At 68.5% G+C, this 13,062-nt stretch carries 10 protein-coding genes; all 10 read left to right on the plus strand.

Going from position 1 to position 13,062, the window contains the following annotated elements; all coding sequences use genetic code 11:
- Nucleotide 1: 1 nt before the first annotated feature.
- The 10 genes from BLT96_RS10265 (at nt 2) to BLT96_RS10310 (ending at nt 13,024) form a co-directional block, all read left to right on the plus strand.
- A complete protein-coding gene (locus BLT96_RS10265) occupies nt 2–1,615 on the plus strand; it encodes an NAD(P)H-hydrate epimerase (protein ID WP_090864004.1) in 1,614 nt (537 codons plus the stop codon).
- A gap of 11 nt (nt 1,616–1,626) precedes the next feature.
- Entirely contained in the window at nt 1,627–2,784 is a 1,158-nt protein-coding gene (alr, locus tag BLT96_RS10270; RefSeq protein ID WP_090864006.1) for an alanine racemase, read from the plus strand.
- A gap of 9 nt (nt 2,785–2,793) precedes the next feature.
- On the plus strand, nt 2,794–3,429 hold the full coding sequence (locus tag BLT96_RS10275) for a uracil-DNA glycosylase (RefSeq protein WP_090846821.1): 636 nt from the start codon (nt 2,794–2,796) through the stop codon (nt 3,427–3,429).
- Between the two features lie 2 nt (nt 3,430–3,431).
- Entirely contained in the window at nt 3,432–3,950 is a 519-nt protein-coding gene (tsaE, locus tag BLT96_RS10280; RefSeq protein WP_090846819.1) for a tRNA (adenosine(37)-N6)-threonylcarbamoyltransferase complex ATPase subunit type 1 TsaE, read from the plus strand.
- A 37-nt stretch (nt 3,951–3,987) separates the two neighbouring features.
- A complete protein-coding gene (gene tsaD, locus BLT96_RS10285; RefSeq protein WP_090864009.1) occupies nt 3,988–6,471 on the plus strand; it encodes a tRNA (adenosine(37)-N6)-threonylcarbamoyltransferase complex transferase subunit TsaD in 2,484 nt (827 codons plus the stop codon).
- A 279-nt stretch (nt 6,472–6,750) separates the two neighbouring features.
- The gene (locus tag BLT96_RS10290) at nt 6,751–7,707 is read left to right on the plus strand and encodes a transporter substrate-binding domain-containing protein (protein WP_090864011.1); all 957 of its coding nucleotides are present in this window, start codon (nt 6,751–6,753) and stop codon (nt 7,705–7,707) included.
- Between the two features lie 114 nt (nt 7,708–7,821).
- The gene (locus BLT96_RS10295; RefSeq protein ID WP_090846813.1) at nt 7,822–9,099 is read left to right on the plus strand and encodes an amino acid ABC transporter permease; all 1,278 of its coding nucleotides are present in this window, start codon (nt 7,822–7,824) and stop codon (nt 9,097–9,099) included.
- Nucleotides 9,100–9,102: 3 nt separating this feature from the next.
- Nucleotides 9,103–9,888: an amino acid ABC transporter ATP-binding protein gene (locus BLT96_RS10300; protein ID WP_090846812.1), complete on the plus strand. Its 786-nt coding sequence runs from the start codon at nt 9,103–9,105 to the stop codon at nt 9,886–9,888.
- A gap of 3 nt (nt 9,889–9,891) precedes the next feature.
- Nucleotides 9,892–11,322 carry a M20/M25/M40 family metallo-hydrolase gene (locus BLT96_RS10305; RefSeq protein ID WP_090864013.1) on the plus strand — a complete coding sequence of 477 codons (1,431 nt, stop codon included), beginning with the start codon at nt 9,892–9,894 and terminating at the stop codon, nt 11,320–11,322.
- Between the two features lie 76 nt (nt 11,323–11,398).
- Entirely contained in the window at nt 11,399–13,024 is a 1,626-nt protein-coding gene (locus BLT96_RS10310; protein ID WP_090864015.1) for an amidohydrolase, read from the plus strand.
- The last annotated feature ends 38 nt before the right edge of the window (nt 13,025–13,062 follow it).

Here is a 13,062-nt window from a genome sequence, read left to right on the forward strand (position 1 = left end):
CATGCAGCCAGTTCTGAACGTGGAAGACGTCAAGCGCGTCGAGGCCGGGCTCACGGAGGTGGGCGTCAGCATATCCGAGCTCATGCACCGGGCGGGCTCCGCCGTCGCGAGCGAGGTCATCCGCATGGGCGACCTTGGAAGCGTCGCGGTCTTCTGCGGCCTGGGCAACAACGGGGGCGACGGTTGGGTCGCCGCGGAGACGCTCCACGGCAAGGGCGTCGCCGTCACCGTCGTGAGCCCCGTCGATCCGGATGACATACAGGGGGACCTTGCGCGCGTAGTCGCGAAGAGCGCGCAGGCGGCCGGTGTCAGCATCGTGGTCGCCCCGCCGCGCGACAAGGTGGCAGAGCTTCTCTCTGGAACGGACGTCGTGGTGGACGCCATGTTGGGCACCGGCTTCCACGGCACGCCCCGGGCGCCGTTCGACATCTGGATCGCCTGCATAAACGCGTCCGGCGCGCGCGTGCTTTCCGTGGACGTGCCGAGTGGCCTTTCCGCCCAGACCGGCCTTGCGGACGGCGAGTGCGTGATCGCGGACACCACGGTGACCATGCTCGTGCTGAAGCCCGGCCTGCTTTCCGACAGCGGCCGCGACGCCTGTGGCGCCATCATCGTGGCGCCGCTGGCCGAGCAGACCGAGCGCCTGACCATAGAGGCGGACCCCGTGGCATGGCGTGCGGACCTGGACGACTACGTAGACGTGCTCGAGCCCGCCTCGAACGCCGTCGACAAGTTCTCGCGCGGGTCCGTGCTGGTGGTTGGCGGTTCGACGCGCTTCGTGGGCGCGCCCATGATGGCGGCCATGGCGGCGGCACGCGCCGGCGCCGGCTACGTGACGCTTGCCGTGCCCGAGCCCGTGGCGCCCATCATCCAGGCGCGCATGATGGAGATTCCCGTGCTGGCGCTGCCGGCGGGCAGGGACGGCACGTTCTCCAGCGAGGCGATCCAGCTCGTGGCGGAGCTGGCCGAGAAGCGCACGGCCACCTTGGTTGGCCCCGGCATGCGGGTGAGCTCCGGCACCGTGGGCGTGGTGTCGAGGCTCCTGGAGACGAAGGTTCCCCTGGTGGTCGATGCGGATGGTCTGAACTGCATTTCTCGCCTGACGTCGAACAGGGCGGACGAGTTCCCGGAGCTGCTGCGCCGCGCCGCGCCGCTCGTGCTGACGCCGCACCGCAGGGAGCTTGGCCGCCTGGTGGGGCTGGAGGACACCCCGCCGGCGTCGCTTACCGCGGCCATGGAGGCCGCCCGCCGCATCGTGTGGGCGGACGGTGGCTCCGAGCTGACCGTCGTCGCGAAGGGTTCCGCGACGGCCTGCGTGGGTGTGGACGTCGCCGTGCTGCCGAAGCCCGGCCCCGCCGCCTTGGCGACCGCTGGGTCCGGGGACGTGCTCGGGGGCGTGATCGCGGCGTTTCTCGCCCGGTCGAACGTGGACAACGAGGACATTCCCGTGCTGTGCTCGCTTGCGTGCGAAGTGCACGGGTACGCGGGGTCCATCGCCGCGGAGCGCTTTGGCTCTCGCGGCGCGATGGCACGCGACATTATCGATGCGCTGGGGCTTGCCGAGGACGCTCTTGAGGAGCAGATGGCCTTCCCCGACTCCGGCGGAGCGGAATAGGTGGAGGACAGATGCCAGTTACGTATCCCAAGAACAGGTGGGCGTGGGTCGAGGTGAGCCTTGCGGCCATCCGCAAGAACACGAGGGCGTTCAAGGCGCTTTTGGAGCCGGGTGTCAAGATGATGTGCGCCGTGAAGGCCGACGCGTACGGCCACGGCGCCGTGGAGTGCGCGAAGGTGATGCGCCAGGCCGGCGCGGACCAGTTTGCCGTCGCGACGGTGGACGAGGGCATAGAGCTGCGCCGCGGCGGCATCGCGGAGCCGATCCTGATGCTGAACGAGTCGCCGCTGGAGAGCCTGGACGACCTTCTGGAGTACGACATCATGCCGGCGGTGTATGACAGCGACTTCGCGCTCGCGTACGGCGAGCGCGCCGTGGCGCTGGGCAAGGTGGGACGCTACCACCTCGCCGTCGACACCGGCATGTCGCGCATCGGCGTGATGCCGGAGGACGCCGTCGAGTTTCGCCACATGATCGACTTCCATCGCGGCCTGGAGTGCGCCGGCACGTTCACGCACTTCGCCACGGCGGACGTGATCGGCGACTGGGACTTCAAGCAGCAGGCCCAGCGCTTTGCGGACACGGTGGGCGCGCTGAGGCAGGCCGGGCTCGAGGTGGGGCTCGCGCACTGCGACAATACGCCGGGCACCGTGCTGCACCCGGAGTACCACTATGACATGTGCCGCGTGGGCATTGGCCTGTACGGCCTGCAGCCTGCGGAGACGACGGCGCCGCGCATAAGCCTGACGCCCGCGATGAGCGTGCGCGGCCGCGTGACGCGCGTGGCGAACCCCGCCGTGGGCGAGGGCGTGGGCTACGGCCTGACGTACCGCGTGCCAAAGCCGAGCATCCAGATCGCGACCGTGCCCATTGGCTATGCGGACGGCCTTGCGCGCAGCCTCTCGAACAACATGGACGTGATCGTGAACGGCGCGCGTGCCCGCCAGGTGGGTCGCATCTGCATGGACCAGTTCATGTTTGCGGTGGACGTCAACAGCGTGCGCGCGTACAAGCCCGCGCAGCCGGTGCAGCGCGGCGATATCGTGACGATCATGGGCCGCGACGGCGACGAGGAGATTACGGCCGACGAACTCGCAGCGCGCCGCGACACGATCAACTACGAGGTTGTCTGCAACTTCAGCGAGCGCCTCGACAGGATCTACGTCTAGGGGGCGCGTATGCCGGTCATGCGGATTCCCGGCCACGAGCACCAGCGGCCGGGAGAGGTGTCTCTGCAGGAGATAAGGGACGTGCTGGGCGACTGCCGCCTTTGCCCCTTGGCCCAGACCCGCACGAACATCGTGTTTGGCGTGGGCGACCCGCACGCTCGCGTCATGTTCATAGGCGAGGGGCCGGGCAGAAACGAGGACCTGCAGGGCGAGCCGTTCGTGGGCGCGGCAGGCCACAACCTGGACTCGCTCCTCTCGCTCGCGGGGCTCACGCGCGACCAGGTGTACATCGCGAACGTAATCAAGTGCCGTCCGCCCTCCAACCGCAACCCGCGCCCGGAGGAGATAGAGGCATGCTCGCCGTTTCTGCGCGAGCAGATCCGAAGCGTGTGGCCGGACGTCCTGGTGTGCCTGGGCAACTTTGCCACGCAGTTCGTGCTGCGCACGGACAAGGGCGTCACGCACCTGCGCGGGCACGTGTATCAGACGGGGCACTTCGCGGTGGTGCCCACGTTCCACCCGGCGGCATGCCTGTACCACGAGCAATGGCAGCCGCTTCTGCAGCAGGACATCGCAATGGTGGGCGCGTGGCTGCGGGAGCACCCCGCGGCGCAGGCGGGCACCGACGCCGGAAGTAAGGAGTGACCATGGGGCAGATTGCGGCAAGGCGCGGCAGGGGCGAGTTCTTCTCGACCTCCGCGGAAGAGACCATGGGCCTGGGCGAGGCGCTGGGGCGCGTGCTTGGTCCCACGGACGTGTTGGTGCTGACCGGTGACCTCGGCGCTGGAAAGACGCAGCTCACGAAGGGCGTCGCGCGCGGCATGGGCGTGACGGACGACGTGACGAGCCCGACCTTTACCATCGAGATGGTCTACGAGGGCTCGCGCATGCCGCTGTACCACTTCGACCTGTACCGCCTGGACAGCGCCGACCAGCTGGAGGACACGGGGCTGTTCGACGTGCTCGGCGCAGACGGCCCGTGCCTCATCGAGTGGGGCGAGCAGTTCTCGCGGGAGATCGGCGACGACCGCGTGGACGTGTTCGTGTCGCGCCTGGACGGCGAGGTCGCCCCCGGCCAGGAGCCGCCGCGTGGCATCAGGCTCGTGCCACGCAACGCCAGGGGAGAAGAGCTGCTCGATCGGCTCGACGCCGAACTCGGTAACTGATTGACAAGGGGGCGCGACGCCCCGGGAAAGAGTGCACATGCAGACAGACAGCGTCACCAGCGACGTCACCGACGGAGGACCTCTCACGGTCCTTGCCGTCGACACCTCCACCGACATGCTCGCCTGCGCCGTCGCGCGCATAGGGGCGCAGGCGGACGGAGCCCGTGGCGTGGACGTGCTCGCCTCGGGCGACCACCTGTGCCGTCGCCACGCAAACGAGCAGCTCGTGAACACGGCGCTGGACTGCCTGTCCCAGGCGGGGCTTGCGATGGGCGACGTGGACGCCGTGCTCGTGGGCAGGGGCCCCGGCTCGTTCACGGGCGTGCGCATAGGCATCGCGACGGCAAAGGGCCTCGCGTGCGGCCTGGGAAGCGCCCTGTACGGCGCGTCGACCCTGGACGCCGTGGCGTGGGGCGCGTGGTCCGCCGGCGAGCGCGGGCTTGTGGCCGTGGTGGGCGACGCGATGCGCGGCGAGGTCTACCCCGGCGTGTACCTGCTGGACGATGCGGGCGCGCACCGGACGTTCGACGCGGAGCGCGTCGTCAAGGCGGACGAAGCAGTCCGCGAGCTCGCGGCCCGCACGGACGTGGCCGAGCTCGCGCTCACGGGCGACGGGCTGAAGAAGTACCGCGACCGCTTCGAGGCGGCCGGCCTCACGCGCGTGCTGGACGAGTCTCTGTGGCATCCCACGGCGCAGGGCCTTGCGCGCGCCTGGGCGGCGTCACCCGCGCGCGGCAGCGGCGGCGACCCGGCGCTGGTGCTGCCCATCTACACGCGCCTCTCGGACGCGGAGGAGAACGAGCGCAAGCGACTGGGACTGAAGGCGCCCGCGAGCGTCGAGGTCACCGGCGTGGACGACGCGCTGGCAGACAGGCACCTCCAGCTACGTCCCATGTCCGTGAACGACCTGCCGGCCGTCGCGGCGCTCGAGAGCGATTCCTACGCGGGCGCTGCCCACACGCCGTGGAGCGAGCGCATGTTCTACGACGAGCTCTCGCAGCCCGGCCGCAGCTGGTGGGTCGCGCACGACCTCGGCACCATCATCGGCTTCGCGGGTGGCCAGCTCGCGGGCGACGACTTCGAGGTGACTGACGTCGTCGTCGCGCGCGACAGGCGTCGCCAGGGCATCGCGTCCAGGCTCGTGTCGCGCATCTGCTACGACGCGCACGTGCTGAACGCCGCCACGGCATCGCTCGAGGTGGACGAGAAGAACGCACCCGCGCGGGCCGCATACGCCTCGCTTGGCTTCGAGGAGGCCGGGCGCCGCCGCGCGTACTACGGCGAGGGGCACGACGCCCTCATCCTCAAGGTGGCGTTGCCGCTTGCGGCGGACGCGGAGCACACGCTCGACCACGTGGAGCCGTCGGCCTCCATTAGGCCGTGGCCCATCCAGGTGGGGGAGCGCGACGCCACGGTCCGCGAGCGCCTCGCTTCCGCGGGCGACCTCGTGCTCTCGATCGAGTCCTCGTGCGACGAGACGGCGATGGCCGTCATCGACTCGCATGGCGAGATCTGCGCAAACGTGGTCGCGACGTCCATCGACTTCCACGCGCGCTTCGGCGGCGTCGTGCCGGAAATCGCGTCCCGCAAGCACGTCGAGGCGATCGTCGGCGTGTTCGAGGAGGTCATGGCCCAGGCGGGACGTCACTTTGGCTGCGACACGCTCACGCCGGCAGACCTGTCCTGCGTCGGCGTCACGGCGGGTCCCGGCCTCGTGGGCGCCCTCGTCGTGGGCGTCGCGTTCGCGAAGGGCCTCTGCGCCGCGACGGGCCTTCCGCTCACGGCCGTGAACCACCTGGAGGGCCACCTGCTCGCAAACCTGTTCGAGACCCCAGACCTCACGCCGCCTTTCGTGGCAAGCCTCGTGTCGGGCGGCAACACCATGCTCGTCCACGTGCGCGACTGGGGCGACTACCAGGTCCTCGGCGCCACGATCGATGACGCCGTCGGCGAGGCGTTCGACAAGGTGGCAAAGGCGCTTGGCCTTGGCTACCCGGGAGGGCCGGTCATCTCCAAGCTCGCGGCGAAGGGCAACAAGAAGGCCATCCACTTCCCGCGCGCCATGATGCACAGCCACGACTACCGCTTCAGCCTCTCCGGCCTCAAGACGGCGGTCATCACGTACATCGAGGGCGAGAACAAGGCCGGTCGCCCCATCAACCTGCCAGACCTCGCCGCGTCGTTCGAGGCGGCCGTCATCGACGTCCAGGTGTCGAAGGCGATTGCCGCCGTGGACGAGACGGGCGTGTCCGACTTCTGCGTCGGCGGCGGCGTCGCGGCGAACCCGCAGCTCCGCGCGGAGTACCGCAAGAAGTTCGGCCGCCGGGGCGTGCGCGTCACCGTGCCGCCCATGGTGGTCTGCGGCGACAACGGCGCCATGATCGCCGTGGCGGCGCTCAGGAACTATCGTGCCGGCAAGTTCGCGGACCTCTCGCTCGACGCTAACCCCAACGCAAAGCTCGGCTGCTGGTCCTCGGACGAGAAGCCCGTGGTAAGCGGCCCGTGGCCCAACAAGGCGTAGCGACCCTTCCTTCACGCACTTCTCGCCGACGCCTCCCGGCGCAAGGAAAACGCAAAAGTAATTTATGACCGGCCGGCCTGCGACGTTTTGCGGGCCGGCCGGTTACGCTGTTGTTACCGCTGGCCCGAAGGGTGGCGCTGTGCCGGCAAACGGCGTATGGTTGCAGTGTGCGCGTAACTTTCTCGCATTAAGTTGCAAGGGGGAGGGGAATGGGTCCCCTCCGGTTGCGTCGCGCGGAAGGGGTCTTTTCACAGCTTGCCAAGGGAATCGAGGAACACCATGACCCAGAAGCACGATTTCGAGCAAATCAATCCGCAAACGAACGCGTCGGGACGCGACGCCGCAAGGCAGCTTTCCCGCCGTGGCTTCCTGAAGGTCTCCGGCATGACGGCCATCACCGCCGCCGGCCTCACCTTCCTCACCGCGTGTGGCCCCGCCGCACAGGGCACCTCCGACAAGTCCTCCTCTTCCTCCTCTAAGTCCGACACCGGCGTCCTCGGCGACGGCAAGACCCTGCGTGTCGGCATGGAGGCCGCGTACGCCCCGTACAACTGGCAGACCACGCAGGAGTCCGAGTACACCATCCCCATCGAGAACGTGGACGGCGCGTACGCTGACGGCTACGACGTCCAGTTCGCAAAGATCGTCGGCAAGGCGCTCGACATGGAGCCCGTTGCCGTCAAGATGAGCTTCTCCGGCCTGATCGACGCGCTCAACAACGGTCAGATCGATGTGATCATCGCCGGCATGTCCGCCACGAAGGAGCGCAAGCAGTCCATCGACTTCTCCAAGCCGTACTTCGTGGGCGGCTTCGGCCTCCTCGTGAAGAAGGGCTCCAAGTACGCCAGCGCAAAGTCCTTGGAGGACTTCTCGGGCGCCGCGGTCCTCGGCCAGAAGGACACCATGCTCGACACCGTCATCGACGAGATCCCGAGCGTCAACCATCTCACGCCGGTCGACTCCGTGCCCAACCAGCTGTCCCAGCTCGACCAGGGCACCTGCGACGCCATCACCTACAACACCGAGAACACCAACGGCTTCCTGCGCGCCAACCCCGACCTCGTCGCCATCCAGTTCGAGAAGGGCAAGGGCTTCAAGGAGACCGTCCCGGCCAACGTCGGTCTTGCCAAGGGCCAGAAGAAGGTCCTCGCGAAGATCAACAAGGCGATTGCGGCCGTCGACCAGGACACCCGCACCAAGATGTTCGACGCGGCCGTCGAGCGCCAGCCGTCGTAGGCCGCGGCGCATCGCGCCCATCGCGTATCTAGGTAGAGAAGAGCGTGCTCTCCCGCCCGCACCGGCGCGGCGGAGGGGCGCGCATCATGCATTAGTCGCAAGGAGGTCGTGCCCATGAGCACAGCCCAAGGTGCGGAAGGCACCCCAAAGGAGAAGGGCAGGGGCCGTCTTGGCAGCTTCCTGCTAAAAGACCACCGCTACGTCCTTCTGGGGACGAGCGTCGTCGCCGTGCTCGGCATGTGGCTCTCGATGCAGCCGCGCTCGTCGCTCAGCTTCCTGGCGCCCGTGTACGCGCTCGAGGTCGTCATGTACTACGTGCTGCTCGCGTGGGTTATCGTGTCGGCGGTCGCGCTCGTGACGAAGCTCGCGAAGTGGCGCGACTACGCCCAGACGTCGCCGTTCGCTAAGCCGGCGGCACGCCGTGCCGAGCGTAGGTGCTCCTACGTGGTCTGGCTCTTCTCGGCCGTGCTCTTCGTCGACCGCGCGGTCATGGGCTTCGTGTCCGTGGTGCAGGGCGCCGTCGCGTCCAACTCCAACCCCAAGGACTTCCTCAGCGCCATGGTGTACATGGTGTACAAGGGGCGCGGCATCTTCGCGCGCGGCATCGCCACCACCATCGAGCTTGCGGTGTTCGGCACCGTCATCGCGTTCTTCCTCGCGCTGCTGCTGGTGTTCCTGCGCCTGCAGCGGGTCGACCGCCCGGACAACGACTTCGTGCGCTTCCTCAAGGTCGTGGGCTGCGGATTTGCCAAGGTGTACTCGGCCGTGGTCCGCGGCACGCCCATGATGGTGCAGTCGCTCATCATCTACTTCGCCGGGTTCGCGGTGCTGTCCGGCTCCGGCATGAGCACGAACGAGATCCGCGCCGTCTGGTCCACGTTCGTCGCCGGCCTCGTCACCATCTCGCTGAACTCCACCGCGTACATGATGGAGGTCCTGCGCGGCGGCATTGAGGCCGTCGACCCCGGCCAGACGGAGGCGGCGCGCTCGCTGGGCCTCTCGCAGTGGCAGGCCATGAGCAAGGTCGTCTTCCCGCAGGGCATCAAGAACTCCATCCCGGCGCTCTCCAACGAGCTCGTCATCAACATCAAGGACTCCTCGGTCCTCTCGGTCATCGGCGTGTTCGACCTCATGTTCGCCACCACGACCGTCGCCGGCATCTACTATCGCCAGCTCGAGACCTACGTCGCGGCGGCCGTGTGCTACCTCATCCTCACCATGATCGCGTCCAAGCTCCTCTCCATGCTCGCCGTCCGCCTGGACGCCCCCGCCATGGGGCCGGCGCTGTCGTCGTCTGAGGTCAAGGTCACCACGGGCGTCGCCGGCAGTGCGAGCCAGACCATCAAGACCGAAATCGAGTCCGGACAGACCCAGCACAGGGGAGGCATGTAGGCCATGGCAGCAAGCAACACCGCGGGCACCGAGCCCGTCATCAGAATCGAGGGCCTGCGCAAGAGCTTCGGCGATCACGTCGTCCTCAAGAACATCGACTTCGACGTCATGCCGGGCGAGGTCGTCACCATCATCGGGGCGTCCGGCTCCGGCAAGTCCACGCTCCTGCGCTGCATAAACCTGCTCGAGACGCCGGATTCCGGCCACGTGTGGTTCCACGGCCAGGACCTCGCGGCAGAGCACGTGGACGTCAACAGGCTGCGCGAGAAGATCGGCATGGTCTTCCAGGGATTCAACCTGTTCAACAATCTCAACGTGCTCCAGAACTGCACGCTTGCGCCCGTCACGCTGAAGAAGATGGGCAAGGCCGACGCCGAGGCCGAGGCCATGCGCCACCTTACGGAGGTCGGCCTCGCGGAGTTTGCGAAGTCCCCGGTCACGTCGCTCTCCGGTGGCCAGAAGCAGCGCGTCGCCATCGCGCGCGCCCTGTGCATGAGGCCGGACCTCATGCTGTTCGACGAGCCCACCTCCGCCCTCGACCCAGAGATCGTGGGCGAGGTCCTCTCCGTCATGCGCGATCTCGCGAGGGAGGGCATGACCATGGTCGTCGTCACGCACGAGATGGAGTTCGCGAAGAACGTCTCGGACAAGGTCGTCTTCATGGACCGGGGCGTCATCGCGGAGCAGGGCGACCCGCAGCAGATCTTCACGAACCCGCGCATGCCGCGCACCCGCGAGTTCCTCTCGCGCTACCTGGAGGACAAGCCGGCCGAGGTGCGGGAGGCATAGCGCATGGCGTCCGTATGGCAGTTCTTCTCGCACGAGGGCGACTACGCGGACCTGAACGAGGCCGCCGCGTGCTCGCGCCTTGCGCAGGCGCTCTCCATCGCGACGGTCGACGGCCCCACGCACGACGCGACGGACTGGGCCGCCTTCGACGCGCTGGGCGAGTTCTTCCGCAGGTCGTTCCCGTACGTGTTCGAGGCGGCGGAGGTCGAGAAGATCGACCATTCGCTCATGCTCACGCTCCATGGGCAGGACGCCTCCCTCGACCCCGTCATGTTCATGGGCCACATGGACGTCGTGCCCGTCGTCCCCGGGACGGAGGGCGACTGGGAGCACGGCGCCTTCAGCGGCCACATGGACGACGCCTACGTGTGGGGTCGTGGCGCCCTTGACATGAAGGACCAGGTCATGGGTGTGCTCGAGGCCGTGGAGTACGCCCTGCGCCACGGGTGGGAGTTCCGCCGCACGCTCATGCTGTGCCTGGGCCAGGACGAGGAGACCCTCCAGTCCGGTGCCCGCTCCATGGGAGGGCTTCTCGCAAGGCGCGGCGTGCGCCTGCACTTCGTGGTGGACGAGGGCGACTACCTCGTGACGGACCTTGCGCACCTTGGCGCGCCCGGGCGTCACTGCATGACGGTGGGGCTTGCCGAGAAGGGCTACGCCGACGTCCGCCTCGTCGCCAGGAGCGCGGGCGGGCACTCGTCCAACCCCTATGGCGGCACGTCGCTCGCACGCCTTGCGAAGGCGATCGACCGTGTGGCGAGCAGCCCCTGGCCGGCGGAGCTCATCGAGGTCGACCGCACGATGCTCGCCGCGATCGCTCCGTATGTGACGGAGGGCCCGCTCGCACGGCTCGTCGCGGGCGGGCGCGCGTCCATCGACGCGAACGCGCAAGAGATCGCGGACGCCTTCCGCCGGGACCCGCAGCTGTTCCCGCTCGTCACCACCACGGTCGCGCCCACCATGATCGAGGGGTCGTCCCGACAGTCGAACGTCATGCCGCAGGACATGAGCGCCACCATAAACTTCCGCATCCTGCCCGGCACGACGGTGGCGCAGGTGGAGGAGCGCGTCCGCGAGCTCGTGGACGGCCTCGGCGTCGAGGTGGAGCTCGTGGCGGACGTGTGCAACGACCCGTCCAACACGTCGCGCGCAGACGGCGCCGGCTTCGCCGCGCTCAGGGAGGCGGCGTCTCGCTACTTCGTGGAGCCTGGCGACGGCTCGCCGCTGCCGCTCGTGCCGTCGCTTCAGACCGGCGCGACGGACGCGAGCATGTACGAGTGCGTCTGCGACGGCTGCCTGCGCTTCTCGCCCTTCGTCGCGGACGCGGACGAGGTGGACCGCGGCGTGCACGGCACGAACGAGCGCATCACGCGTCGCGCGTACATGCAGGGCATCAGGTTCTTCGTGCGCCTCATCCAGCAGGAGCTGCTGTAGGCGCGCCGTCGCGCGTGGCGGCCCCGCCGCGCACCACCGCGCCGCATTCGCACAACAAGTAGGAGGTCAAGGGTCCATGGGTTCTCTGAGCGTCGTCATGTCAAACCACGTCTTCCTGGGGCAGGGGAGCCCGGACGTCCGCGCCGCCCTCGTGATCGAGGGTGACACCATCCGCGCGGTCGCCTCTCCGGAGCACCTTGCCCACGTCGTGCCGGAAGGCACGCCCGTGCGCGACTTCGGCGACGCGTTCATATGTCCCGGCTTCCACGACGCGCACCAGCACGTGTTCCACACGTCGCTCTTCCGGAGCGACCTTGCGCTCTCGTACGCGGGCACAAGCGAGAAGGACTGCGTCCGCAGGCTGCGGGAGTTCGCGGCGCGGCATCCCGGCGACGGGTGGCTCCTTGGCCAGGGCTTTCGCTCCGCGCTCTGGGACCCACCCGTGCCTCCGACGCGCGCCTCGCTCGACGAGGCGTTCCCGGACCGGCCGGTCTGCATGTACGAGGGCGACCTCCACACGCTGTGGGTGAACACGCGCGGCCTCTCGGAGCTCGGCATCACGGACGACACCGTCCCGCCGGCCGGCGGCTTCTTCGACCGCGACGCGGACGGCCACCTCACCGGCGTCATCCACGAGGCCGCCGGCATGTACTACGTGTCGAAGGTGTTCGCGAGCCTGCCCAGGCAGGGCGTGCTCGACGCATACCGCGACTACTTCCGCATGAGCCTCTCTCAGGGCATCACGAGCGTGTGCGACATGGCGCTCTGCGCCATCCCGGGCACGGACTTCGTGTACGACGACATCTACCGCGAGCTTCTGGGCGCGGGGCAGATCCCCATGCGCGTGCACCTGTACCCGCAGAACGTCGGAACGTTCGAGCGCGTCGAGAGCCTGCAGGCGGAGTTCAGGGGCAAGATGGTGCAGGTCCCGGGCACGAAGCAGTTCTTCGACGGCATATCGAGCGCTCACACGGCGTGGCTGCACGAGCCGTACGCGAACCCGTACTTCCCGGGCGACTGCGGAAGGCCCACCGTCGATGCGGAGGTCATGCGCTCCTACGTGATGGAGGCCGCGCGCCGCGGCATCGCCACGCGAATCCACACCATAGGCGACAGGGCAGTCAGCACCGCAATCGACATCTTCGCGGAGGCGCGTCGCGCCTACGGCCGCCCGCGCCACGGCATGAACGCGATAGAGCACATCGAGAACCTCACCCCCGCGGACGTGGAGGCCATGGCCAGGATCGACCTCGTCGCGTCCGTCCAGCCGCAGCACGTGGTGATAGACGTGACGCAGCCGGAGCGCGACCTTGGACCCAAGCGCGCGGCGTTCATGTGGCCGTTTGCAAGCTACGCCCGCGCGGGCGTCACCATGGCGTTCGGCACGGACTCGCCGTGCGTGCCGGACAGCGCGATGCAGGTGCTCAGCTGCGCCGTCACGCGCGAGGTGCCGCAGACCAACCAGCCGGCCGGCGGCTGGCTCCCCCAGGAGCGCATCTCCATGCCGCGCGCCATCGACGCGTACACCCGCGGCAGCGCGCGCCTCGTCGGGCGCGAGCACGAGCTCGGCACGCTCGCCGCCGGCAAGCTCGCGGACTTTGTGGTGCTTGACACGAACCTCGTCACCGCGGACCCGGAGCGCATCCAGGACGTGGCGACCGTTGCCACCTACGTCGGCGGCGCGCCGGTGTGGGAGGCATAGCCCCGCAAGTTGGCATATGCTGTCTGTGACGGCATGCG

The sequence above is a fragment of the Parafannyhessea umbonata genome (assembly GCF_900105025.1).
GTDB classification, from domain to species: Bacteria; Actinomycetota; Coriobacteriia; order Coriobacteriales; family Atopobiaceae; genus Parafannyhessea; species Parafannyhessea umbonata.

Coding starts and splice junctions, on each gene's coding strand:
- BLT96_RS10265 (WP_090864004.1), top strand. CDS start 2: ATGCAGCCAGTTCTGAACGTGGAAGACGTCAAGCGCGTCGAGGCCGGG.
- alr (WP_090864006.1), top strand. CDS start 1,627: ATGCCAGTTACGTATCCCAAGAACAGGTGGGCGTGGGTCGAGGTGAGC.
- BLT96_RS10275 (WP_090846821.1), top strand. CDS start 2,794: ATGCCGGTCATGCGGATTCCCGGCCACGAGCACCAGCGGCCGGGAGAG.
- tsaE (WP_090846819.1), top strand. CDS start 3,432: ATGGGGCAGATTGCGGCAAGGCGCGGCAGGGGCGAGTTCTTCTCGACC.
- tsaD (WP_090864009.1), top strand. CDS start 3,988: ATGCAGACAGACAGCGTCACCAGCGACGTCACCGACGGAGGACCTCTC.
- BLT96_RS10290 (WP_090864011.1), top strand. CDS start 6,751: ATGACCCAGAAGCACGATTTCGAGCAAATCAATCCGCAAACGAACGCG.
- BLT96_RS10295 (WP_090846813.1), top strand. CDS start 7,822: ATGAGCACAGCCCAAGGTGCGGAAGGCACCCCAAAGGAGAAGGGCAGG.
- BLT96_RS10300 (WP_090846812.1), top strand. CDS start 9,103: ATGGCAGCAAGCAACACCGCGGGCACCGAGCCCGTCATCAGAATCGAG.
- BLT96_RS10305 (WP_090864013.1), top strand. CDS start 9,892: ATGGCGTCCGTATGGCAGTTCTTCTCGCACGAGGGCGACTACGCGGAC.
- BLT96_RS10310 (WP_090864015.1), top strand. CDS start 11,399: ATGGGTTCTCTGAGCGTCGTCATGTCAAACCACGTCTTCCTGGGGCAG.